23 protein-coding genes and 1 tRNA gene are annotated in these 21,385 nt (G+C 64.5%); 11 read left to right on the forward strand and 13 right to left on the reverse strand.

Annotation, left to right across the window (positions count from 1 at the left end):
• Window positions 1–52: 52 nt before the first annotated feature.
• From QKW60_RS11485 to QKW60_RS11500, 4 genes are all read right to left on the reverse strand, one after another.
• Window positions 53–817 (reverse strand): HpcH/HpaI aldolase family protein, encoded by a 765-nt coding sequence (locus tag QKW60_RS11485; RefSeq protein ID WP_282368866.1) that lies wholly within the window; start codon window positions 815–817, stop codon window positions 53–55.
• Window positions 817–1,254, reverse strand: coding sequence for a type II 3-dehydroquinate dehydratase (gene aroQ, locus QKW60_RS11490; RefSeq protein ID WP_282368867.1), 438 nt, complete (start codon window positions 1,252–1,254; stop codon window positions 817–819). The genes QKW60_RS11485 and aroQ overlap by 1 nt, the downstream gene beginning before the upstream one ends.
• Before the next feature lie 116 nt (window positions 1,255–1,370).
• A complete protein-coding gene (locus tag QKW60_RS11495) occupies window positions 1,371–3,257 on the reverse strand; it encodes a monovalent cation:proton antiporter-2 (CPA2) family protein (RefSeq protein ID WP_282368868.1) in 1,887 nt (628 codons plus the stop codon).
• Between the two features lie 6 nt (window positions 3,258–3,263).
• A complete protein-coding gene (locus QKW60_RS11500) occupies window positions 3,264–3,737 on the reverse strand; it encodes an Lrp/AsnC family transcriptional regulator (RefSeq protein WP_282368870.1) in 474 nt (157 codons plus the stop codon).
• Window positions 3,738–3,854: 117 nt separating this feature from the next.
• Between QKW60_RS11500 and hppD the strand changes: the two genes are divergently transcribed.
• Complete coding sequence (gene hppD / locus QKW60_RS11505) at window positions 3,855–4,949, forward strand: 4-hydroxyphenylpyruvate dioxygenase (RefSeq protein ID WP_282368871.1); 1,095 nt, start codon at window positions 3,855–3,857, stop codon at window positions 4,947–4,949.
• 40 nt (window positions 4,950–4,989) lie between these two features.
• Here the strand turns inward: hppD and QKW60_RS11510 are convergent, their stop codons facing one another.
• The 3 genes from QKW60_RS11510 to QKW60_RS11520 all read right to left on the reverse strand — a co-directional run bounded on the left by QKW60_RS11510 (window position 4,990) and on the right by QKW60_RS11520 (window position 9,760).
• On the reverse strand, window positions 4,990–6,522 hold the full coding sequence (locus QKW60_RS11510; protein WP_282368872.1) for a winged helix-turn-helix domain-containing tetratricopeptide repeat protein: 1,533 nt from the start codon (window positions 6,520–6,522) through the stop codon (window positions 4,990–4,992).
• Between the two features lie 53 nt (window positions 6,523–6,575).
• Window positions 6,576–6,806 carry a hypothetical protein gene (locus QKW60_RS11515; RefSeq protein WP_282368873.1) on the reverse strand — a complete coding sequence of 77 codons (231 nt, stop codon included), beginning with the start codon at window positions 6,804–6,806 and terminating at the stop codon, window positions 6,576–6,578.
• Window positions 6,807–6,946: 140 nt separating this feature from the next.
• Entirely contained in the window at window positions 6,947–9,760 is a 2,814-nt protein-coding gene (locus QKW60_RS11520) for a hypothetical protein (protein WP_282368874.1), read from the reverse strand.
• Between the two features lie 157 nt (window positions 9,761–9,917).
• Between QKW60_RS11520 and QKW60_RS11525 the strand changes: the two genes are divergently transcribed.
• A complete protein-coding gene (locus tag QKW60_RS11525) occupies window positions 9,918–10,619 on the forward strand; it encodes an SIMPL domain-containing protein (protein ID WP_282368875.1) in 702 nt (233 codons plus the stop codon).
• 46 nt (window positions 10,620–10,665) lie between these two features.
• On the opposite strand, the gene QKW60_RS11530 is transcribed toward QKW60_RS11525, so the two are convergent.
• From QKW60_RS11530 to QKW60_RS11555, 6 genes are all read right to left on the reverse strand, one after another.
• Window positions 10,666–11,952: an O-acetylhomoserine aminocarboxypropyltransferase/cysteine synthase family protein gene (locus QKW60_RS11530; RefSeq protein WP_282368876.1), complete on the reverse strand. Its 1,287-nt coding sequence runs from the start codon at window positions 11,950–11,952 to the stop codon at window positions 10,666–10,668.
• A gap of 89 nt (window positions 11,953–12,041) precedes the next feature.
• Complete coding sequence (locus QKW60_RS11535; RefSeq protein ID WP_282368877.1) at window positions 12,042–12,170, reverse strand: hypothetical protein; 129 nt, start codon at window positions 12,168–12,170, stop codon at window positions 12,042–12,044.
• A gap of 104 nt (window positions 12,171–12,274) precedes the next feature.
• Window positions 12,275–13,657 carry a trypsin-like peptidase domain-containing protein gene (locus tag QKW60_RS11540; RefSeq protein WP_282368878.1) on the reverse strand — a complete coding sequence of 461 codons (1,383 nt, stop codon included), beginning with the start codon at window positions 13,655–13,657 and terminating at the stop codon, window positions 12,275–12,277.
• A gap of 156 nt (window positions 13,658–13,813) precedes the next feature.
• Window positions 13,814–14,815 carry a hypothetical protein gene (locus QKW60_RS11545; RefSeq protein WP_282368879.1) on the reverse strand — a complete coding sequence of 334 codons (1,002 nt, stop codon included), beginning with the start codon at window positions 14,813–14,815 and terminating at the stop codon, window positions 13,814–13,816.
• A 104-nt stretch (window positions 14,816–14,919) separates the two neighbouring features.
• A complete protein-coding gene (locus QKW60_RS11550; RefSeq protein WP_282368880.1) occupies window positions 14,920–15,141 on the reverse strand; it encodes a hypothetical protein in 222 nt (73 codons plus the stop codon).
• Window positions 15,142–15,284: 143 nt separating this feature from the next.
• Window positions 15,285–15,359 (reverse strand) — tRNA-Thr (locus QKW60_RS11555).
• An 89-nt stretch (window positions 15,360–15,448) separates the two neighbouring features.
• On the opposite strand from QKW60_RS11555, the gene QKW60_RS11560 reads away from it, so the two are divergent.
• From QKW60_RS11560 to QKW60_RS11600, 9 genes are all read left to right on the forward strand, one after another.
• Complete coding sequence (locus QKW60_RS11560) at window positions 15,449–15,601, forward strand: hypothetical protein (protein ID WP_282368881.1); 153 nt, start codon at window positions 15,449–15,451, stop codon at window positions 15,599–15,601.
• 7 nt (window positions 15,602–15,608) lie between these two features.
• Window positions 15,609–16,877 carry a UDP-N-acetylglucosamine 1-carboxyvinyltransferase gene (gene murA, locus QKW60_RS11565; RefSeq protein ID WP_282368882.1) on the forward strand — a complete coding sequence of 423 codons (1,269 nt, stop codon included), beginning with the start codon at window positions 15,609–15,611 and terminating at the stop codon, window positions 16,875–16,877.
• Window positions 16,877–17,356: a DUF2948 family protein gene (locus QKW60_RS11570; protein WP_282368883.1), complete on the forward strand. Its 480-nt coding sequence runs from the start codon at window positions 16,877–16,879 to the stop codon at window positions 17,354–17,356. Before murA ends, QKW60_RS11570 begins: the two co-directional genes overlap by 1 nt.
• Complete coding sequence (locus QKW60_RS11575; protein WP_282368884.1) at window positions 17,353–17,829, forward strand: GNAT family N-acetyltransferase; 477 nt, start codon at window positions 17,353–17,355, stop codon at window positions 17,827–17,829. Before QKW60_RS11570 ends, QKW60_RS11575 begins: the two co-directional genes overlap by 4 nt.
• A gap of 172 nt (window positions 17,830–18,001) precedes the next feature.
• Window positions 18,002–19,306 carry a histidinol dehydrogenase gene (gene hisD / locus QKW60_RS11580; protein WP_282368886.1) on the forward strand — a complete coding sequence of 435 codons (1,305 nt, stop codon included), beginning with the start codon at window positions 18,002–18,004 and terminating at the stop codon, window positions 19,304–19,306.
• Window positions 19,307–19,312: 6 nt separating this feature from the next.
• On the forward strand, window positions 19,313–19,792 hold the full coding sequence (locus QKW60_RS11585; RefSeq protein ID WP_282368887.1) for a UPF0262 family protein: 480 nt from the start codon (window positions 19,313–19,315) through the stop codon (window positions 19,790–19,792).
• Window positions 19,793–19,857: 65 nt separating this feature from the next.
• Complete coding sequence (locus tag QKW60_RS11590; RefSeq protein WP_419762677.1) at window positions 19,858–20,253, forward strand: arsenate-mycothiol transferase ArsC; 396 nt, start codon at window positions 19,858–19,860, stop codon at window positions 20,251–20,253.
• 97 nt (window positions 20,254–20,350) lie between these two features.
• On the forward strand, window positions 20,351–20,749 hold the full coding sequence (locus QKW60_RS11595) for a ketosteroid isomerase-related protein (RefSeq protein WP_282368889.1): 399 nt from the start codon (window positions 20,351–20,353) through the stop codon (window positions 20,747–20,749).
• On the forward strand, window positions 20,746–21,333 hold the full coding sequence (locus QKW60_RS11600) for a GNAT family N-acetyltransferase (protein WP_282368890.1): 588 nt from the start codon (window positions 20,746–20,748) through the stop codon (window positions 21,331–21,333). Before QKW60_RS11595 ends, QKW60_RS11600 begins: the two co-directional genes overlap by 4 nt.
• The last annotated feature ends 52 nt before the right edge of the window (window positions 21,334–21,385 follow it).

Here is a 21,385-nt window from a genome sequence, read left to right on the forward strand (position 1 = left end):
GAGCCCGCCAAAGTTGCGTGCCTCCGGCGGGCGTATTGCGTCCAAGAAGAAATCAGGCCCGGAAGGACCGGGCGAGGCTATCGGCGGCGTTGACCAGAAGCGCCATGTCGAGGCCGATCGCGACGAAGCGGGCACCTTGCGTGACGGCGGTGCGGGCGAAATCAGGGTCGAGCGACAGCAGCCCCGCGGGTTTGCCGATGGCGTTGAGCCGGTCGATGGCTGTCAGGATCGCCGTGCGCACCTCGGGGTGGCCGGGTTCGCCGAGATGACCCATAGAGGCTGCGAGGTCCGAGGGGCCGATGAAGATCGCATCGACCCCGTCAACGCCTGCGATCTCTTCCAGCCGCGCCATGGCGACGGCGGTTTCAACCTGCAGGATCAGGCAGATTTCATTATCGGCACGTTTGGCATAGTCGCCGATCCGGCCATAACCCGCCGCCCGCATCGTGCCCGCGACGCCGCGCGTGCCTCTTGGCGGATAGCGCACCGCCGCGACGGCGGCCTCCGCCTCGTCCGCCGACTGGATTTGCGGCAGGATCAGGGTTTGCGCGCCCTGATCGAGATGGCGTTTGATCAACGCGGTGTCATTGACCACGGGGCGGACGATGCAGTCGGTCGGGTGGGGCGCGGCGGCCTGCAGGAGCGGCAGGATCTGGCTGACCTCGACCGAGGTATGTTCGGTATCAAGCACCATCCAGTCGAAACCCGCGCCCGCCAGCGCCTCTACCGCCATCGCGTCGGGGATCGTGGACCAGAGCCCGTAAAGTGTCTCGCCCGCCAGAAGGCGGCGTTTGAAGCGGTTTGGGGCGAGTTCCATCAGCCCTTCACCAGACGGGCGGCGCGTTCTATGGCAAAGGCATAGCCCTGCACACCCGCCCCGGCGATCACCGCATCGGCGCGGCCCGAGACATAGGAATGATGCCGGAAGGGTTCGCGCTTGTGGATATTGGAGATGTGAACCTCGATCACTGGCCCTTCGAAGGCCGTGAGTGCGTCGAGGATGGCGACCGAGGTATGGGTGAAGGCGCCGGGATTTATGACGATCGCCGAGGCTGTGCCGCGCGCACCCTGGATCCAGTCGATCAGCTCGTATTCCCGGTTCGACTGGCGGCACTCGGCCGCGAGCCCGTGACCCCTGGCTGTGGCTTGGCAGAGCGCCTCGACATCGGCGAGCGTTTCATGCCCGTAAATCGATGGCTCGCGGGTGCCGAGCAGGTTCAGGTTGGGGCCGTTGAGAACGAGGATCGGCTGCATTTTTCATAGGTCCAGATTAGCGGGCTGCGGCGATCTTGGGCGAAAGCCGGTGCGCCTGCAACGGTCCCGGTGAGCAGCGGCGGCAGATGTTGCCGAGTTGCCGCCCGGTTCCCAACCTATTCGGCGGCGGTGTCGGTCCGTGCCTCGGCCTCGGCCATCTCCGCGCGGGTCTTCGCATGGCGGCTGATGAGGGCGGCCTCAAGCTCGCGGTTCAGTTCCTTGGCGCGGGCGATGTATTCCGGGTTCTTTTCGGTCGGTACGCCCGGTTTCCAGAGATCGGCGAGGTCGCGCACGGCGGCGCGGTCGAGCTTGAAGAAGGTCTTTTCCATCTCGCGCGCCTCATATTCCGACAGGCCGACGTTTTCCAGCACGTAGCGCCCGATCCGGAGTGCGCCGTCGAAATATTCGCGCACGATGTCATCGGCGCCCGCGCGGTTGAGTTCAAAGACATGTTCGCGGTCGCGCGCGCGGGCAATGATATGCAGGTCGTCACGCTGGCGGCGGGCATAGGCGACAAGCCGGGTTGCTGCATCGCGGTCGTCGAGGCAGACGACGAGGACGCTGGCCTGTGCCAGTCCCGCCGCGCGCAGAAGCTCGGGCCGGGTCGGGTCGCCGACATAGCCCTTGAACCCGAATTTCCTGAGAAGCTGGATCACCTTCAGATCGTGATCGAGAACCGTGGTATGGAAGCCCGACATCGTCACCATGCGGTTCACGACCTGCCCGAAGCGGCCCACGCCCGCGATAATCACCGGCTGTTGTTCGTCGATTTCATCGGCCTCATGCGCCTCGCCCTCTTCTTTCATTCGCTTGGCGAGGATGTCGTGCAGGATGAAGAAAAGAGGTGTGAGGAACATCGACAAGGCAATGACCAGCAGCAGTTCCCCGGCAAGCGCGTTCGGCAGGATGCGCTGTTTGACGGCGAAGGCGGTCAGGACGAAGCCGAATTCACCGGCCTGGGCAAGACCGAGGGTGAAGAGCCACTGGTTGCGGCCTTTCAATTTGAAGAGCTTGCCGAGGGCGTAGAGCACCACGCCCTTGGCGACCATCAGCGCAAGCGCCAAGCCGACCAACGTGACCGGTTTCGACAGGAACGTATCGACGTCGATCCCGGCGCCGACCGTGATGAAGAAAAGCCCGAGCAGGAGGCCCTTGAAGGGCGCGATGTCGGATTCGATCTCGTGCTTGAATTCGGAGTTGGCGAGGACGACGCCGGCAAGGAAAGCGCCAAGCGCGGGCGAGAGGCCGACCATCAGCATTAGCGTTGCGATGGTGACGACGATCATCAGTGCCAGCGCGGTATTGACCTCGCGCAGGCGCGCGCGGTGGACGAAGCTGTAAAGTGGCCGGATCAGGTAATGCCCGGCAAGGACGACGGCGGCGACCGCACCGAGGGTCACCAGCGTCACGCCCCAGCCCGGAAGCTGCTGCAGGAAGGGCAGGGTGGCATGGCTTTCGGCGGCCTGCGCCTTCGCCAGTGCGCGGGCGCCGGGAAGGGCTAGCAGCGGCAGGAAGGCCAGCATCGGGATGACCGCGATATCCTGCATCAGCAGAACGGAAAAGGCGCTGCGCCCGCCTTGCGTCGGCATCAGGTTCTTTTCCGAAAGCGTCTGCAGCACGATTGCGGTCGACGAGAGCGACAGGATGATCCCGAGCGTCAGCGCGATGCGCCAGCTTTGCCCCAGCGCAAGCACGCCGAGGGTCACGACGAGCGTGGTGACGACGATCTGCAGACCGCCAAGACCCAGCAGCCGGTCGCGCATGCTCCAGAGTGCGCGGGGTTCCAGTTCCAGACCGATAAGGAAGAGCATCATCACCACGCCAAACTCGGCAAAGTGCTGAAGGTCCTTGGTTTCTGATCCAACCAGCCCGAAGACCGGGCCGATGACGATCCCGGCGACGAGATAGCCCAGCACCGATCCGAGCCCGAGGCGCGAGGCGACCGGCACCGCCAGAACCACGGCGATCAGATAGAGCGAAGCCTGAAACAGAAAACTTTCCATGAAATCCTAGGTCGGCAAAGGGGCGTCGGGTTTGAACTGGTCCATCACGATCTGGCTTTGAACACGTGAAACGGCGGGGTGGGCGAGCAGGACCTGATGGATCAGTCTGTTCAGGCCTGCGAGGTCTTCGCAATAGACCCGGAGGAGATAATCGGCCTCTCCGGTCAGGGTCCACGCAGATGTGATCTCGGGCTGGGTCGAGACGAGGCGAGAAAAGGCCGCGGTCGTCTCGGCCCCATGGCGCGCCATCTGGACCTGAACGAAGGCCTGGACGGCAAGGCCGAGGCGCAGGGGATCGAGCTTGGCCGCATAGCTCTGGATCAGCCCCTCAGCCTCCAGCCGCTGGCGTCTGCGGCCCGCCTGACTTGGCGACAGGCTCAGTTCCTCGCCAAGTTCCTGCGATGTCAGATGCGCATTGCGTTGCAACGCGGCCAGAAGCCGTGAGTCGGTCTCATCGAGCGTGATGCGTGAATCTTGCATGGTTTGGCCAGTATAGCGCGGAAAACGCGCATATGCACATCAAGTTCTTATTTCATACGCGCAACAGGCGCGTGACAGGTGCGGTAAAATGGTCATGAACGCGCACAGGAGTATTTGATGGGCCCTTTTCCCCATTCCGCCCCGAAATCCGTGATTTCGGACCAGAACCCCGCCGGAACCGACGGGTTCGAATTCGTCGAATTCGCCCATCCCGAACCCGAGGAGCTTAGGCAGCTTTTCGCCCGGATGGGATATGAACTGGTGGGCCGCCACCGGACGAAGGATATCGAGCTTTGGCAGCAGGGCGACGTCACCTACATCCTGAATGCCGAGCCGGGCAGCTTTGCCGCGCGCTTCGTCGAAGAACACGGGCCCTGCGCGCCCGCGATGGGCTGGCGGGTGGTCGATGCGAAACACGCCTTCGACCACGCTGTCGCCAACGGCGCGGAGCCCTATGAGGGCGATGACAAGACGATGGATGTGCCCGCGATCCGGGGCATCGGCGGATCGCTGATCTACTTCATCGACCAGTATTACGAGACCTCGCCCTATAATGAAGAATTCGACTGGCTGTCGAAGTCGAAACCGGAAGGCGTGGGGTTCTACTATCTCGACCACCTGACCCACAACGTCCACAAGGGTAACATGGACAAGTGGTTCAAGTTCTACGGCGGTCTCTTCAACTTCCGCGAAATCCGCTTCTTCGACATTCAGGGCAAATTCACCGGCCTTTACTCACGGGCGCTGACCTCTCCCTGCGGTCGTATCCGCATTCCGATCAACGAGGACCGCGGGGAGAAGGGCCAGATCGTCGAGTACCTGAAGCGCTATAAGGGCGAGGGCATCCAGCATATCGCGGTCGGGACCGAGGATATCTATGGCGCGACGGATGCGATCCATGACCGCGGCCTGCGTTTCATGCCGAAACCGCCGATGAGCTATTACGAGATGAGTCGCGACCGGGTGGTTGGTCATGAAGAACCGCTCGACAAGATGGAAAAACACGGCGTTCTGATCGACGGCGAAGGCGTGGTCGATGGCGGCGAGACGCGGATCCTGTTGCAGATCTTCTCGAAGACGGTGATCGGGCCGATTTTCTTCGAGTTCATTCAAAGGAAGGGCGATGACGGGTTCGGCGAGGGTAACTTCAAGGCCCTGTTCGAATCCATCGAGGCAGACCAGATCGCGCGGGGTGTGTTGAAGGCGAGTTAAGGGAGGGGGCGGGGGCAGCGTCCGGCAAGCGACGCGCCCCTCAGCCTTGCCGCCAGATCGCCAGTGCTTTGCGGATGCCGTCGAGCATGTGGTCGCGGTCGCTTTCGTGTTCGTAGGTATAGGACCGCTCGGCGGCCGCCAGATGGTCCCAGCCCGGCGCTTCTGCCGCCACGGCGTCGAGATGCCGCCTTACGTCGGCATCGTGGCCAAGCTGTGCCGCGATGGCCGCCGCCCAGACCCGTTGGCGCAGATCGGGATGAGCGACGCGCGCCATCGCCTGCGCCGCGTCTTCGTAGCGGCGCAGCTGGTAGAGCGCCTCGAACTGGATCACGTAATAATGGCCGCTGCGGATCGGCTGGATCTCGTCCAGCCGCGCGAGGCAATTCAGCGTCTCGGCGGGCCTGCACCGGACAAGCATCAGGATCGCCATGTCGTGCAGGGTGTCCGCACTCGACGGGTTCAGCCTCAGCGATTGTGAAATATTGGCCTCGGCAGCGTCGTACTCCCCGGTAAACGACTGCACGTAGCCAAGCGCGGCCAGCGTGCGCGGTTCGGCCGGAGCGATTTCGACGCCGCGTTGTGCGTAAGTGCGCGCGCGCTGCCGAACCTCGTCGCTGGCAAGGCCATAGCCATGCTGGGCCAGTTCCGCCCAGGCGAGCCATGACCAGGCAAGGCCGAAACCGGGATCAACCGCGATGGCCCGTTCAAGATGCTCGCGCGACTCGTCGACCAGAGCCGGGTCGGCCCGCCGCATCAGGGCCATCGCCTTGGCGTAGTGGTCGAACGCGGTCACGTTGGAGGTTGGCTGTTCCACGGAGCTGCTTCGCCCTTCGATCAGGAGCGCCGAGGCAAGTTGGCCGACGATCCGGACGGTCGCATCGTCCTGCAGGGTCAGGATAGCGTCGCCGGAGCAGTCGAAGATCTCGGCCCAGACCATAGAGCCATCCGCGCAATCGTTGAGACGGAGCGCCAGAACCGGTCCGTTGGGGCCCGGGCGTGCCGTTCCGTCGACCAGATAGTCCGCCCGCAGCTTTTCACCCACGCGCACGAGGTCGCGCCCGGCATCTTCGACGGCCGATTCGACCGAATGACGCGCGATGACGGTCAGTGTCCGGAACCGTGCAAGGCCCATGCCGATCCCGTCATTGACGAACCCGATGCGGGCGCCGAGGTCCGGTTGGCCGGTCTGATCCGTGAACGGCAGGATCGCAATTCGGGGCAGATGGCGGGTGCTTCTCGGCGCGGAGTCCCCGGCATCGGGCGCCACCGCGAGCATGTAGCCGCGCCGCGGCACAGTACGGATCAAGTCACCTGCGTCAGGGCCAAGGGCGCGCCGAATGTCGCTGACCGTCTGGGTCAGGGAATCCTCGGTGACCGTTACGTCGGGCCAAATCGCGTCGAGCAGTTCCGCCTTGGTCACGACGCGGCCCCTGTTGCGCGCCAGATGGCACAAGAGCGCAAAGGACTTGGCGCGCAGTTCGAGCGTCTCACCGTCGCGACTGAGCGTGCCGTTGTCGACGTCGAGCGACACCGGTCCGAGTGCAATGCGCCCATCCTGATTGTTGTCCGCCATGCCTGCACGCTCCGAGATGGAAGCGGCATGCTCGCGGAGAGAGACAATCCGTGTCAAGCGCGACACGCGGGCGTCTGTGGCGTCGTGTCGGTTCCGGCGGTATCGATCGGTGCGATTCCGATGTCGTCCAAATAATGCGGCGAGAGCGCCGCGAGGCGTTCGACCGCCGCGCGGAGTTCCTCGTCTGCCTGCCGTTTCAGAATCCAACTCCTGTATGCCTTCCAGACGGATTGAATGCGGCTGAGCGGGTGGGGCAGGGTGTGATGAAGGGTAATGTCGGCCATTTTTTGCCTCCTGATCCGGTTGGGACAGCATCGCACCGTCCCTGTTCAGAGCGTGTCAGAAGGCTTGAGAGAAGTCCGGAAGACGGGCTGAAGGTTTTCTGAAACTGCAATGAATCCCAAAATGCTCTTTGAGAATGGCCTCAGCCGTTCTTTAGGATCTTCAGCACGATGGTCTTGCCGCGCTTGACATAGCTCAGTTCGCTGGCGCCGATCGCCGCGACCTGTCCGCCATCGAGCCGGTCGCCGATCTTCAGCTTGACATAACGCCCGTTCGGCATCCGCACCAGGGCCCGGCGGTTGGCGGAGGAGCCGTAGATGCCGATCAGGCTGATTTCACTCAGGTTGATCGCGTTCTTTATCGTCGCCTGCTTGGCCACCGTGGCGGTAGTCGGAATGTTCGGGGCCGCCGAGACCGGTTCGGGTTCGTCGATCTCGACTTGCGGTGCAGCCTGAGACGCGGCCTGCTGCGGGACCTTGGGCGCGGCAAGGCTGGCCGCAACCGCTGCCGCGACCGCGTCATCGACCGCCGGGGTGGCCGCGATGACCACGGGTCTCAGTCCTTCCGGACGCGCGCGCGGGCGCAGCGATGTGGCCACGGCCTGCGGTGTGGCCGAAGCGAGCGCCTCGGCGAGTGCTTGGGCTTCGGCCTCTTCCCGCGCGATCCGGGCCTCGGTCGCGGCGACAAGGGCAGCCGGGCGCACCTTCGGCTTCAGCGCGGCATGCGCCGGATCGACCGGTGCGGGCAGCGGCTCCACTTCGGCCGGGGCAGTCGGGGCCTCTGCCGTGGTCGTGTCAGACGGGGCGGCTTCGGACGGGGCGGTGGCCTCGGGTTCGCCTTCCGGGGCAGGGGCGGTTTCCGCTGCTTCCGGCTCCGGTTCGGCGGAAGGCAGGAGTGCGGCGGGCCGGGGAATGGGGGCGACCGGGGGACGTCCTGCGAAGATCGTCACACCATCGGGTGTCTGGACCCCGTCCGGGGTCGGGACGATGAACCCATTGGCGTCGAACTGGTATTCCGTGCCCGGCGGCGGGGGTACCGGCTGGGGCTCGAGGCCCGGATCGGCAGACGTTGTCGCCGGGGCGAGAAGGCTCAGAACCGGGGCTTCGTCGGCACCGGAATCGGAGTCCGTACCGATGGACGGGGGAACTTCGGCGCTGGGAGGTGGGGTTTCGTCGGCGGTGGGCGGAGCGGTCCAGATCGTCCCGGCATCCGGGGCAGAGAGGTCGGGCGCGGCTGCAGCGAGGTTTTCCTCGACTGTGCTTTCAGAGGCCGGTGGCGTGGTATCCTCTGGGGGTTCCACCACATCGATCCGGTCGGCTTCCGGTTCTGGCGCAGTGGCTGCCACCTCGGTTGGTGCTTCTGGTTCTGTCACCGGCTCTGCCGGTTCGGTAATCGCGGGGGCGTCGGCGACAGTGGTCGGGGTGGACGGATCAGAGGCATCCGTGAACCAGAGCGACCCGAAGCCAACAAGCGCCATGAGGACGAGCAGCGCCGCGACAAGCACGAGACCAAGCCTGAGCCGCAACGGCGGGGCTGAGCGCGTGCCAAGGCCGATGTCCAGTGGCCCGGGCTTCGGCCGGTCTGCCGCTGGCGCGACCGGTTCCGCCGCCTTCTTGCGCTCCAGTATCTGCGCCCGTGTACCATGACCCGCATCGGTCAGATGCGCCGACGGGACACGCGAAGCCTTGCCGCGCGGCGTCGGGATGCTGGGTTCATCGACCGGTACGTCGTCCACCGCCATGTCGGCGCCGGTTACGCCGCGGTTCCGTTCTGGCATCGACCTGTCTGAACCCGGCAGATTGAACCGGGCCGGACGCGCCGTCAGGGCGGGCGTTTCGGGCTTTCCGGCCGGGATCGCGGGACCCACCCGACGCGACGCGAAGGACGGTGCAGCTGGGATCACCGGCAGGTCTGCCGTTTCATCGATGTCCGGCATGTCATCGACCGCGATGAAGGGGGCTTCTGCCGCCTCGCCTGCCGGGACGGGTTCGGGTCCCAGCTCTGCGGCCAGATCGTCCTGAAGCGGGTCATCGGGATCGGAATGCGGCTGGTCGGCGGGGGGCAGGTCGTCAGCATCATCGCGCATGAGCGCGTCGGTGATACCGAGCCCGGTTTCGGCATCGTTGCGCCCGGCGCTTTCCGTCACGACGCGTTCGGAGGGAGGGGGCAGGGTTTCGTCGGTTATGTCATCGGCGCTGATATCGGCGCTGATGATCATGGCCTGTTCGGGTTCTTCGGATCGTTCCGTATCTCCATCCGGGGCATCAGCGGCGTCTGCGCTTTGCTGGGCGGGCTCAGGGGCAGTGGTCGACGGATCAGTGCGTTCGGGCTTCGGGGCAATCGGTGCGCCGGAACCCGTCGGTTCCTCCGCGTTGCCGATTTCGATCTCCGCATCGGTCGCTGCACTTGCGGCCTCGGCAAGGCGCTCAGGCTCCGCGTCGCCGATCAGATTGCCACCTTCGGGGAGACGTTTCGCGCCGGACCGGGTCAGGCCGAAAGAGGGTTCGCGCGGGAACTGATCCGGGTCGGGCGCCGAGGCGAAGCAGAGGGGATGAAAGCCGTGTTCTTCCGCAAAGGCTTCGGCCTCGGCCAGCGTGTCGCGGGCCACCACTGCGACCCGGATGGATCCGTCCTGCTCTGCCCAGTCAAACACCAGATCCTCGACCGCATAGGGTGTGCGGCCTTCCAGCGCACCGGCGATCTGAAGGCGGCGCGCGTCATCGTCGGGGCCAGGCGCGTCGGCCTCGGTGTAGAGAATCTGCGAGGCGGGCAGCACCAGCTTGGTGGCGAACCCGTCCGGTGAGAGCGCTGCAGCAAGGTCGCGTAACTCGGCGAGTCGCCCGTCGAGTTCGGGATCAGCGAAATCGGCACGACCGAGCTCCTCCCAGCCATTTCCGGCACGGGCGAGCAGGTCGACCGCATCATGGTCGAGTCTAAGTGAAAAACCGGGTTCCATTGTGCGCAAGTAACATTATCGCGGCCCACACCAAAGCCGCATACCCTCTGATTTCTGTCCTAAAGCAGATTCTTGCCCATGGAAAGCCGTGCCGCCAAGGAACTGCTTGCGGGGAACGTCAAAGCACAGATGATTGTCGCGCAATATGGAGGGATTCATGCGCTTGTTCAGTATCTTCACGGTCATTCTTGCCCTGTCCGGCCCGGCTTTGGCCGCCGAGACGGGACCCGCCACGATCACGGTGACCGGCGAGGGGCAGGTCGAGGCCGCGCCGGATATGGCGACGGTGTCGCTCGGGGTGACGACCGAGGGGGACACCGCCTCGTCAGCGCTCGGCGCCAATTCCGAGGCGGTTGCGGCGGTGATCGCCCGGCTGAAGGCCGAGGCGATCGAGGACCGGGACATCCAGACCTCGGGCCTTTCGCTCGGCCCGCGCTACGATTACGGCGGTTCGAACGGCGGTCAGCCGAAGATCACCGGTTATCTGGCGATGAACATGGTGACGGTCCGGGTGCGCGACCTCGCGGCGGTCGGAGGCGTATTGGACGGGGTCGTGTCCGAGGGCGCCAATACGCTGAACGGGCTCAGCTTCGGTCTTGAGGACGACGCGTCAGCCATCGACGAGGCGCGGCGGCGCGCCGTGGCCGACGCGGCGCATAAGGCCGCGCTTTATGCCGAGGCCGCGGGGGTCAAGCTGGGCCGGGTCCTGTCGATCTCGGAACCGGCAGGCTTCCAGCCGCGCGGCCCGGTGATGATGGCCGAGGCGAGTTTCGCCAAGGGTGCGGCGGATGTGCCGGTGGCCACAGGCGAGGTCAATCTCGGCGCGTCCGTTTCGATCGTTTACGAGATCGCCGAATAAAACCGAAAACAGTCGGTAAGGTGGGCCTGGGTCCACCTTACCCTTGTCAGGCTGTCGCCTTGGCCAGTGCCTGATCGAGGTCGGCGATGATGTCGTCCGCATCCTCGATCCCGATCGACAGGCGCACCACGTTCGGTGCCGCACCGGCCGCCTTTTGTTGCTCTTCGGTGAGCTGGCGATGGGTGGTCGAGGCCGAGTGGATGATCAGCGAGCGGGTATCGCCGAGGTTCGCGACATGGCTGAAGAGTTCCAGCGCGTCCACGAGCTTTACGCAAGCCGCATAGCCACCCTTGACCGCGAAGGTGAAGAGCGCACCCGCGCCTTTCGGATAGAGCTTCGCCGCCCGGTCAGCATAGGGCGACGAGGCGAGGCCAGCATAGGTCACGTAGTCGACGCGCGGGTCCTTCTCCAGCCATTCGGCGACCTTCTTCGCATTCGACACATGGCGTTCCATCCGCAGCGAGAGTGTCTCGATCCCCAGAAGCGTGTAATGCGCGGCCTGGGGGTTCATCGTCATGCCGAGGTCGCGAAGGCCGATGGCAATGGAATGGAACGTGTAAGCAAGGGGCCCGAAGGTTTCGTGGAATTTCAGCCCGTGATAGGCGGGTTCGGGTTCCGACATCGAGGGGAACTTGCCCGAGGCGGACCAGTCGAACTTGCCCGAATCCACGATGCAGCCGCCGGTCACCGTGCCGTTGCCGGTGAGGTACTTGGTGGTCGAATGCACCACCAGCGTTGCCCCCATGTCGATCGGGCGGCAGAGATAGGGCGTCGCCGAGGTGTTGTCGACGATGAGCGGCAGCCCGGCCTTGTCGGCCACACCGGCGAGCGCCGGAATGTCGGTCACGTAGCCTCCCGGATTGGCAATCGACTCGCAGAAGATCGCACGGGTCTTGTCGTCAATCGCCGCCTCGACCGCAGCAAGATCATCAGTATCGACGAATTTCGCCGACCAGCCGAAGCGTTTGATCGTCTGGCTGAACTGGGTCACGGTGCCGCCGTAAAGCCGGGTCGAGACGACGATATTGCAGCCCGGTCCCATCAGCGGGAACAAGGCCATGATCTGCGCCGCGTGGCCCGAGGAGCAGCAGACAGCACCCTGACCGCCCTCCAGAGTCGCGATGCGTTCGGCGAGTGCTGCGACGGTCGGGTTGGTCAGGCGGGAATAAATATAGCCCACTTCCTGAAGGTTGAAGAGTGCTGCGGCGTGATCGGCATCGCGAAAGACATAGGCCGTCGTCTGATAGATCGGCACCTGTCGCGCGCCGGTCGCGGGGTCGGGGCGGGCGCCCGCATGAATCTGCAATGTGTCGAAACCGTAAGTCCTGGCCATTCCTGTCTCCGTCAGTTGGTCGCGGCGACGTTAGGCCAAGGGCGGAGGCGGCACAACGGGTCTTGGGTGCTCTGAACAGTGCGCGGCCTTCAGTCGTCGCGCCCCTTGCTCGGGCGGTGATCGGGATAGGCTGCAAAACCCGATCCGGACGACACTTGGCAGGCAGAGACGAGCCCCACAACAAATGTGGCAAGCAGAAATGCAGTGATCGGTTTCATCTGTCGGTCTCCCGGTTGTTTCTGTGGCCGTCCCTCGGTTCCATGCTACGGACCGGGCCGATCACCGGGAAATCAATTGCCGGACAGGTGGCGTGACCGTCAGATCACCGGCCCGAGAGCCGGATCACCGCGCGTCGGTTGCCGCGTTGGAATTCGATCCGCCAGCTTTTTCCACCTTGCGCGAGGACGGCCACGAGGTCGTCCGGCGATGCGATCGGGGATCCGTTCACAGCGATGAGGATATCGCCCGGGACAAGTCGTGTGCGCCGCGCGGGTCCCGCGACCTCGGTCACCACGAGGCCCTCGGCCGTCAGGGGCAGGCCCAGTCGCTCGATCAGGGCGGGGCCGAGCGGGGCGACGGACAGACCCGCAAAGATCGTGCCCGCGGGCATCTGTACCGTTTCGACCTCCATCCCCGGCGCCTCTGAAAGCTCGATCTCGGTGGTCGCTTCGATACCGTCCCGCCAATAGTCGACGATTGCCGTGCCACCGGGACCGAGCACGGCGAGGCGGTAGTCAAGTTCCTGCGGTCCGTCGATGCTCTGGCCGCCGATGCCGGTCAGCACATCCCCCGCGATAAGGCCCGCCTCTGCGAAGGGGCTTTCGGGATGCAGGTCGCGGATCGCCACCCCACGCGGGAAAGGCAGATCCAGTGCCTCGGCCAGATCCGCATCAACGGGCTGTACGTCGATCCCTGACCAGGGTCGGGCAAAGTCGGTGGCCCCCGCCTCGGCCTGACGCACATATTGCGCGACGAGATCGGAGGGGATGGCAAAACCGATGCCGTTCGATCCGCCGGAGCGCGTAAGGATAGAAGTGTTGATGCCGAGAAGGCGCCCGTCCGTATCCACCAGCGCACCGCCTGAATTGCCCGGATTGATTGCGGCATCGGTCTGGATGAAATAGCCCCGGCCGCGCCCCATATCGCCGCCCGCCCGGGCGAGGCCCGAGATGATACCCGACGTCACCGTCTGGCCCACGCCGAACGGATTGCCGATAGCGAGGACCAGATCGCCGACCTCGGCCCCATCGGATCTGGCCAGGTCCAGTGCGGGCAGGCCCTCGGCCCCGTCGAGCCGGATAACTGCCAGATCGGCAGCCTCATCGGCAAGGATCACCCGGCCGGAATACTCGCGCCGGTCGGTCAGAACGACGCGGATATCCTCGGCCCCGCCGACGACGTGATAGTTCGATACGACGATGCCGTCCGACGAAAGGATCACACCCGAGCCGAGCGAGTTCTGCACCCGCGGTACGGTCTGGCCGAAATCGAAAAGCTGGGAAAAGAACGGGTCGTCGGCGAAGGGGCTGAGGCGCTGGGCGACAATGCGGCTGGCATAGATATTGACGACAGCGGGGGCAGCCTTTTTCACCACCGGCGCGAAGCTGAGTGATATCTGGGACTGGTTGTCCGGTACCTCGGTCTGGGCCGGGACGGGCAGGGCAAGGGAGATGAGGATCGGCAGGCAAAAAAGAAGAGCGCGCATCGGAGCTTCCATTGGACAGAAAGTTCACGACAAAAGTTTGGTAAGATGGGCGTCGGTTTCAAGGGATGGAGGATGTGTGTTGCGTCGGCCCTGAAAACTGCACTGAAACCATCCGGCGTATTCACCGAAGCCCGGCGATGCGCTACTCCCGGCGGGTCAGCGCAGCCAGAGCTTGGCCTGCTTGATCTGGTTGCGGATCGCCTGCTCCCGGCGCGGCAGGTCGCCCCTGTCGAACATGGCACGGATCTTGTGGCCCTTGCCCTGATAGACAAGCTTCTTAAGCGGCTCGTACTCCTTCAGCACCTTCTTGATCAGGTTGGGGGCGATGGCGCCTTCAAGCATCGCGACGGTGGCGTCGCTTTCGCGTGCGTAAAGCAGGGGAAGGGTGCGATAATGACAGCTGACACCGCCGTCGAGCCCCGCCAGCCCCGGCCCCGGCCTCCCGCCGCTGAAAGAATGGATCACCAGAGGCAGCGCCACCTGGTCGAGCCAGGGATCGAGAGACTGGCAGACGAGCTCCTCGGGCCCGTCGTCGCGGATCGTCAGCGCATAATCGAGGAAGCGTTGGCCGAAGGTGCGCGGGCAGCGGTAGAAGAACCAGCCCGCGTTGAAATAGAGATACCGCTCCCAGTATTCGTCGGGCTGGGTCAGGTCGAGCGAAGTTTCGAAATCCAGCCCGAACTTGTCATAAAGCGATTTCCACGTCGCCGCGTAGCCCGGCCCGTAAAGCTCGATCTGCGGCCATGTCGCCTCGCGCCGCATCGAGGCCGAGGGACGGTCGAATTCGAAACCGACCGATGTCAGCGGGCCGGTGAAAAGCGTGTCCGTGTCGAAGAAGACAAAGGGTTCGCCTTCGGGCAGTGCGAATAACCCCTCGATCTTGTTTCCGTAGGGATAGACCTGACCGAAATGCGGCGTGTCAAAGGGCAGGATTTCGGCCTCGAACCCTTCCAGAAGCGCCCTGATTTCAAGCGTCATGCGCGGATCGGCCTGCCAGTTCGGACCGGGCTGCGGTTCACCGATGAACAGGCGGCCGGGAAAGTCAGGATTCGCGGCGCGGAACGTGGCGGCAAAGATCACGGCCTCATAGCCGAGTCGTCCGGCCTGACCGATGCAGAAGACGTTGAAACCACGCCTGTCCGTGCGCGTGTCTGCCATGCCCGAAGATTGCCCCTGTCCGAGTTTCTGCCGGCCCAAGTCGCCTTATAGGCGCGTTGTCGCAGGTGGGAAAGCTGCGTCTGGCCGCGCTGATACGACCTGCCTTATCCGCCGATATAGACGCCATCTTTCGGGCGGTAAAAGATTTTCTGGTTGTGCAGCCGACCGAGCAACTCCTGAACCTGCTTCAGCCGCGCGGCCTTTTCGCTGTTGCCCGACTGGCCGACCATATCCCGCGACAGGGCGTCCCGGGTCTGGCTCAGCGCCGTTTCGATGATGTCGATATCAGAGACCGACAGCTCGAACATTTCGTTGTAGCGGGGCATCTTTTGTCCTCCGGGGGAAGCAGCCGTGTGGGCTCAGGCTGACACCGTCCGGTGCGCATAGCCATAGATAAAAAGGTCGCATCAGGCGCTGTTCACGTTCTGCGGCAATGTGCGGAATGCCCGAAACGTGTTGCCTTTTCGGCTGGTGCTGCCGGAGAGATTTGAACTCTCGACCTCTCCCTTACCAAGGGAGTGCTCTACCCCTGAGCTACGGCAGCCCGTTTCGTGGGGCGCGTGTTAGACGCAAATTTCGTGCCGCGCAAGGGCAATCTGGACCCTTTCGCCCCTTCGCTGTAGAGAGGGCGCCATGGACAGGAAAACCCCGAAAAACCGGTCTGAAAAGGACGAGGACAGCCGGGAGGCTCGGCTGAAGGCGGCGTTGAAGGCAAACCTTCAGCGCCGTAAGGCGCAGGCAAAGGCGCGGGGCGCGAAACCCGCCGGGGATAACAAGGAAAGCTGAGGCAGGCATGGATTCGATCATCGTCACGGGCGGCACCGAACTGAAGGGCCAGATCCCCATTGCCGGGGCCAAGAATGCCTGTCTGGCGCTGATGCCCGCGACGCTTCTGTCGGATGAGCCGCTGACTCTGACCAACGCACCGCGTTTGTCGGACATCAAGACGATGACGCTGCTGCTGGAATCGCTTGGAGCCGAGGTGCGGTCGATGCAGGAGGGGCGGGTTCTGGCCATGTCCTCGCATGACCTGAACAACCTGACCGCCGATTACGATATCGTCCGCAAGATGCGCGCCTCCAATCTTGTGCTGGGCCCCTTGCTTGCCCGTGCGGGCCATGCGGTCGTCTCGCTGCCCGGCGGCTGTGCCATCGGCGCGCGGCCGATGGACCTGCATATCGCGGGGCTGGAGGCTCTGGGTGCCCAGATCGAACTCAAGGATGGCTATCTGCATGCCGATGCGCCGAAGGGGCTGAAGGGTGCGGTGATCGAACAGCGCTTTGCAAGCGTCGGGGCGACCGAGAACATCGTCATGGCGGCGACGCTGGCGAAGGGCTCAACCGTCCTGAAGAACGCCGCGCGCGAGCCGGAGATTGTGGACCTCGTGAAGTGCCTGCGCGCCATGGGGGCCCAGATCGCGGGCGAGGGCACCGCGACCATCGAAATTCAGGGCGTCGACCGGCTGCATGGCGCGACCCATCCCGTGGTTGCCGACCGCATCGAACTGGGCACCTACATGATCGCCCCCGCCATTGCCGGCGGAGAGGTGGAACTCGTCGGCGGCGGCATGGATCTGCTGCCGGCCTTCTGTGAAAAGCTCGATGCGGCGGGGATCGTCGTTACCCCGACCGAAAAGGGCATCCGGGTTTCACGCTCGAACGGGCGTGCCAAGGCTGTAGATGTGAAAACCGAGGTTTTCCCCGGTTTCCCCACCGACCTTCAGGCGCAGATGATGGCGCTGCTCGCGACCGCCAAGGGCACGAGCGTGCTGGAAGAGACGATCTTTGAAAACCGCTTCATGCATGCGCCGGAACTGATGCGGATGGGGGCCGATATCGAGGTTCATGGCGGCCATGCTACCGTCAAGGGGGTCGAGCGGCTGAAAGGCGCGCCGGTCATGGCGACCGATCTGCGCGCCTCGGTCTCGCTGATCCTTGCGGGGCTTGGCGCGGAGGGCGAAACGATGGTCAACCGGGTCTATCACCTTGACCGCGGCTACGAACGCGTTGAGGAAAAACTATCGGCCGTGGGGGCGCGGATCGAACGGGTGAAGGGGGAGTGATGGCCGAAGACGCGAAGTTCGAGGATGGTGGCGAAAAGCCGCTCCATCTGAAGGCCGAGACGGCAGAGGATGTGCCGGTCATGGCGGCATTGGTTCAGGATGCGGTTCTGGCCATCACGGACATGACGTGGCAGCCGAAACTGCGCCGTCTCGCGCTTCTGATCAACCGCTTCCGCTGGGAGGACCGGGCCGCCGCAGAGGCGCGCGGACGGGCTTATGAGCGGGTACGGTCTCTGCTGGTGATCGACGGCGTTCTGTCAGTGTCATCGCAGGGCATCGACCGGGGCGACACGGATGCGGTTCTGTCGATCCTTGATATCGTCTGGACACCCGCAGAGGATGCGGCGGGTCGGGTCGAGTTTGTGTTGGCGGGCGACGGCGGCATCGCGGCTTCGGTCGAATGTCTCGACCTGACGCTCAAGGACGTGACGCGGCCCTATGCGGCGCCCTCGGGCAAGGCGCCCGGGCATCCGGAATGATGATCCGCCGGGTCGGGCCAGCTGAGGCAGAAGCCTGGCGCGCGATCCGGCTGGAGGCGCTGGGCAAGGCGCCCGAGGCATTTTCGGCCCGGCTCGCCGACTGGCAGGACCGGCCGCTTGATGACTTCGGAGCGCAACTTGACGCCAACCCGACGTTCCTCGCGTTCGAGGGCGACGTCCCGGTTGGCTGCATTTCCTGGGTCCGGGAGGCCGATGATCCGTCGCGGGGCTGGATCGGCGGGGTTTTTGTTGCCGACCGGATGCGGGGAAAAGGCGTCGGTCAGGCCCTGATCGCGGCGGCTGTCGCGGAGGCGCAGACCACTGGTATCACTGAGATGTGGCTGGAAGTCAGGGCCGGGAACGTGGCCGCGCTGAAGGCCTATGAACAGGCGGGCTTTGCCGTCGTCACCGACCCCGACCGTCCCCGCAATAGCTGCGGTTGCGAGATCGGCATGCGGCGCGCGCTGCGGTGAGGCCGCAAGGGGGCGCTGCCCCCAACCGCGCGGGACGCGCGGCTTCCCCCGGAGTATTTGGCCCAAGCAGAAATATGTGGTTGCCGGGATACGCGGCACGACCAGCCCGGGGCCGGGTGCTTGAGGCGCGCGGTCAGCGATTGTAAGGGGAGCGGGACGCTAGGAGTGCAACATGCCCGTTTTCCTGTCCACCACCGATGCCGGATTCGAAGCCACCTTCGTGAGACTTCTTTCGGCAAAGCGCGAGGATGCGCCGGATGTCGACGCGGCCGTGGCCGGGATCATTGCCGATGTCCGGGAGCGGGGCGATGCGGCGGTCATTGAGCTGACGGCCAAGTTCGACCGTTTAGAGCTGTCGCCCGCGACCATGGCCTTTTCCGAGGCGGAGATCGACGCGGAATGCGCGAAGGTGTCCGACGCGGACCGGGCCGCGCTGGAACTCGCCGCAGAGCGTATCCGCGCCTATCACGCCCGCCAGATGCCCGGAGACGCGCGCTGGACCGATGCGGCGGGGGCCGAGATCGGCTGGCGCTGGGGGGCGGTCGATGCGGCAGGGCTGTATGTGCCGGGGGGCTTGGCGTCGTACCCGTCTTCGGTCCTGATGAATGCGATCCCGGCCAAGGTGGCGGGTGTGGGACGGCTGGTCGTTTGCTGCCCCACGCCGGGCGGGACAGTCAATCCGCTGGTCCTGCTTGCCGCGCGGCTGTCGGGGGTCGATACCGTTTACCGCATCGGCGGGGCGCAGGCGATTGCGGCCATGGCTTATGGCACGGCGACCATCCGGCCCGTGGACAAGATCACCGGCCCGGGCAACGCCTTTGTCGCAGCGGCCAAGCGGCGCGTCTTCGGCAAGGTCGGCATCGACATGATCGCGGGGCCCTCCGAAATCCTGGTGATCGCGGACAAGGACAATGATCCGGACTGGATCGCGCTCGACCTGCTGTCACAGGCCGAACATGATGAGAGCGCCCAGTCGATCCTCGTGACTAACGATTCGGCTTTCGGACAGGCTGTCGCGGCGGCGGTGGAGAAACGGCTGGAAACGCTCGACCGCCGCGCCATCGCCGGGCCGAGTTGGCGCGACTATGGCGCGGTGATCGTGACCCGCGATCTGGACGAGGCGGCGGGACTGTCGAACAGGGTCGCGCCCGAACATCTGGAACTGTGCGTGGCTGACCCCGATGCGCTGGCCGAACGGATCACCCATGCCGGCGCGATTTTCCTGGGCCGCTGGACTCCGGAAGCGATCGGCGATTACGTGGGCGGGCCGAACCATGTGCTGCCCACGGCGCGCTCGGCACGATTTTCGAGCGGGCTGAGCGTGATGGATTTCCTCAAACGGACGACGATTGCCAGAATGACGCCGGATGCGCTCGCCGCCATCGGACCGGCCGCGGAACGGCTGGCCATCTCGGAAAGCCTGGAGGCGCACGGGCTTTCGGTCAGGGCCCGGCTTGACCAGTTGAATCGGGGGTAACGCGACATGAGCCGTATCTGCCATATCGAGATCGACGATCGCGGCCTGCCCGCGCCGACACCGGAAGTGGAGCAGGAACGCAAGGTCGCGGTGTTCGACCTGCTGGAGGACAACTCGTTCGCGCTGCCACCCAAGGACGGTGAAACGCCACCCGAGGGGCCATTCCGGCTGGGCCTTGCCATCCGCGAAAAGCGGCTGGTTTTCGATATCGCGACCGAGGGCGAGGACAAGGTGGCGGAGTTCCACCTGTCGCTCGGGCCGTTCCGGCAGGTGGTGAAGGACTATTTCCAGATCTGCGAGAGCTATTTCGAGGCGGTTAAGCGGTTGCCGCCGTCCCAGATCGAGGCCATCGACATGGCCCGGCGCGGCATCCACAACGAAGGCGCGCGGGTCCTGCAGGAACGGCTGGAGGGCAAGGCGGATCTGGATATCGACACGGCCCGGCGCCTCTTCACCCTTATCTGCGTTCTGCATTTCGGGGGCTGATCTTGGACGGCAAGCTGCCCCAGTCGGTACTCTTTTGCTGCGATCACAACGCTGTCCGCTCGCCGATGGCGGAAGGCATGATGAAGAAGTTCTACGGCCATGCCTGCTATGTGCAGTCGGCAGGTGTCCATAATGATCTGGAAATCGACGGCTTCTCCATCGCCGTCTGTCAGGAGATCGGGGTCGAACTGTCGCGCCACCGGTCGCGGTCGTTCGAGGAGATGCAGCAATGGGGTGACGACCTGTCGGGCTTCGATCTGGTCGTGGCCCTGTCGCCCGCCAGCCAGCGGCAGGCGCTGGAATTCACCCGCTTTTTCCACCTCGATGTCGAATACTGGCCGGTGATGGACCCGACCGGGATCGGCGAGAATCGCGAGACGAAGCTGAACGCCTACCGCCAGGCGCGCGATCAGATCCGCAAGCGGATGATCGAAAGGTTCGGGCCGCCGACGGTGGAATAGCCCCGGCGGCGTTTGTGCGCAAAAAACTGACGCATTGAGACTGGGCGCGACCATTCCCTCCATCTAATGTCCGCCGCAAGAGTTTGGAGAGACATTGATGACCCGCGCCACGATCGAAGCCTACTATGCCGCCTTCAACAACGGTGACCTCGACGCCATGCTGGACACCCTGCATGACGAGTTCGCCCATCATGTGAACGAGGGGGCGACGCGGCTGGGCAAGGCGGCCTTCGCCGAGTTCTGCCGCCACATGAACGAGACCTACCGCGAAGAGCTGACGGACATGGTGGTCTTTTCCAATGACGAAGGCACGCGGGGTGCGGCGGAATTCGTCGTGAACGGCACCTACCTCAAGACCGATCCCGGCCTTCCGGAAGCGCGGGGGCAGAAATATGTTCTGCCTGCGGGCGGGTTCTTTGACCTGAAGGACGGCAAAATCACGCGGGTGACGACCTATTACAATCTTCAGGACTGGATCCGGCAGGTGTCTGCATGAGCGTAGAAGTCCTCGCCCTGACCGGTGAGGCGCTGGAGGCCGCGCTGGACGATGTCGCGCGGCTCAGGATCGCCGTTTTCCGCGACTGGCCGTACCTTTACGACGGGCATCTCGACTATGAGCGGCGTTACCTCAAGACCTACCGCAAGAGCGAGAACGCGATCCTCGTTGGCGCCTTCGACAATGGCCGCCTTATTGGCGCCTCGACCGGGACGCCGATGGAAGAACACGGCGACGAGTTCGGCGTGGCGTTCGCCGCGACCGGCATTCCCCTGACCGACATCTTCTATTGCGCGGAATCGGTTCTGCTGCCCGACTACCGGGGCAGGGGCATCGGCCACGCCTTTTTCGACACGCGCGAGGCGCATGCCCGCAATCTTGGCCGGACCCATTCGGCCTTCTGCCGGGTCGTCAGGCCTGAGGATCACCCGCTTCACCCCGCAACCTACCACCCGCTCGACACCTTCTGGCGCAAACGCGGCTACGCCCCGCTTGAAGGCGCGGTGGCGGAATATGCCTGGAAGGATATCGGCGAGGCGGAAGAGAGCGTGAAGCCGATGCAGTTCTGGATCAGGCCGCTCTGATACCGGATTGCACCGGTTGTCTGCACTGACCCCTCAGCCTCACGAGCCGTTT

The sequence above is a fragment of the Albidovulum aestuarii genome, assembly GCF_029961185.1.
In the GTDB taxonomy this organism is placed as follows: domain Bacteria; phylum Pseudomonadota; class Alphaproteobacteria; order Rhodobacterales; family Rhodobacteraceae; genus Albidovulum; species Albidovulum aestuarii.

Coding starts and splice junctions, on each gene's coding strand:
- QKW60_RS11485 (WP_282368866.1), bottom strand. CDS start 817: ATGGAACTCGCCCCAAACCGCTTCAAACGCCGCCTTCTGGCGGGCGAG.
- aroQ (WP_282368867.1), bottom strand. CDS start 1,254: ATGCAGCCGATCCTCGTTCTCAACGGCCCCAACCTGAACCTGCTCGGC.
- QKW60_RS11495 (WP_282368868.1), bottom strand. CDS start 3,257: ATGGAAAGTTTTCTGTTTCAGGCTTCGCTCTATCTGATCGCCGTGGTT.
- QKW60_RS11500 (WP_282368870.1), bottom strand. CDS start 3,737: ATGCAAGATTCACGCATCACGCTCGATGAGACCGACTCACGGCTTCTG.
- hppD (WP_282368871.1), top strand. CDS start 3,855: ATGGGCCCTTTTCCCCATTCCGCCCCGAAATCCGTGATTTCGGACCAG.
- QKW60_RS11510 (WP_282368872.1), bottom strand. CDS start 6,522: ATGGCGGACAACAATCAGGATGGGCGCATTGCACTCGGACCGGTGTCG.
- QKW60_RS11515 (WP_282368873.1), bottom strand. CDS start 6,806: ATGGCCGACATTACCCTTCATCACACCCTGCCCCACCCGCTCAGCCGC.
- QKW60_RS11520 (WP_282368874.1), bottom strand. CDS start 9,760: ATGGAACCCGGTTTTTCACTTAGACTCGACCATGATGCGGTCGACCTG.
- QKW60_RS11525 (WP_282368875.1), top strand. CDS start 9,918: ATGCGCTTGTTCAGTATCTTCACGGTCATTCTTGCCCTGTCCGGCCCG.
- QKW60_RS11530 (WP_282368876.1), bottom strand. CDS start 11,952: ATGGCCAGGACTTACGGTTTCGACACATTGCAGATTCATGCGGGCGCC.
- QKW60_RS11535 (WP_282368877.1), bottom strand. CDS start 12,170: ATGAAACCGATCACTGCATTTCTGCTTGCCACATTTGTTGTGGGGCTC.
- QKW60_RS11540 (WP_282368878.1), bottom strand. CDS start 13,657: ATGCGCGCTCTTCTTTTTTGCCTGCCGATCCTCATCTCCCTTGCCCTG.
- QKW60_RS11545 (WP_282368879.1), bottom strand. CDS start 14,815: ATGGCAGACACGCGCACGGACAGGCGTGGTTTCAACGTCTTCTGCATC.
- QKW60_RS11550 (WP_282368880.1), bottom strand. CDS start 15,141: ATGCCCCGCTACAACGAAATGTTCGAGCTGTCGGTCTCTGATATCGAC.
- QKW60_RS11560 (WP_282368881.1), top strand. CDS start 15,449: ATGGACAGGAAAACCCCGAAAAACCGGTCTGAAAAGGACGAGGACAGC.
- murA (WP_282368882.1), top strand. CDS start 15,609: ATGGATTCGATCATCGTCACGGGCGGCACCGAACTGAAGGGCCAGATC.
- QKW60_RS11570 (WP_282368883.1), top strand. CDS start 16,877: ATGGCCGAAGACGCGAAGTTCGAGGATGGTGGCGAAAAGCCGCTCCAT.
- QKW60_RS11575 (WP_282368884.1), top strand. CDS start 17,353: ATGATGATCCGCCGGGTCGGGCCAGCTGAGGCAGAAGCCTGGCGCGCG.
- hisD (WP_282368886.1), top strand. CDS start 18,002: ATGCCCGTTTTCCTGTCCACCACCGATGCCGGATTCGAAGCCACCTTC.
- QKW60_RS11585 (WP_282368887.1), top strand. CDS start 19,313: ATGAGCCGTATCTGCCATATCGAGATCGACGATCGCGGCCTGCCCGCG.
- QKW60_RS11590 (WP_419762677.1), top strand. CDS start 19,858: ATGGCGGAAGGCATGATGAAGAAGTTCTACGGCCATGCCTGCTATGTG.
- QKW60_RS11595 (WP_282368889.1), top strand. CDS start 20,351: ATGACCCGCGCCACGATCGAAGCCTACTATGCCGCCTTCAACAACGGT.
- QKW60_RS11600 (WP_282368890.1), top strand. CDS start 20,746: ATGAGCGTAGAAGTCCTCGCCCTGACCGGTGAGGCGCTGGAGGCCGCG.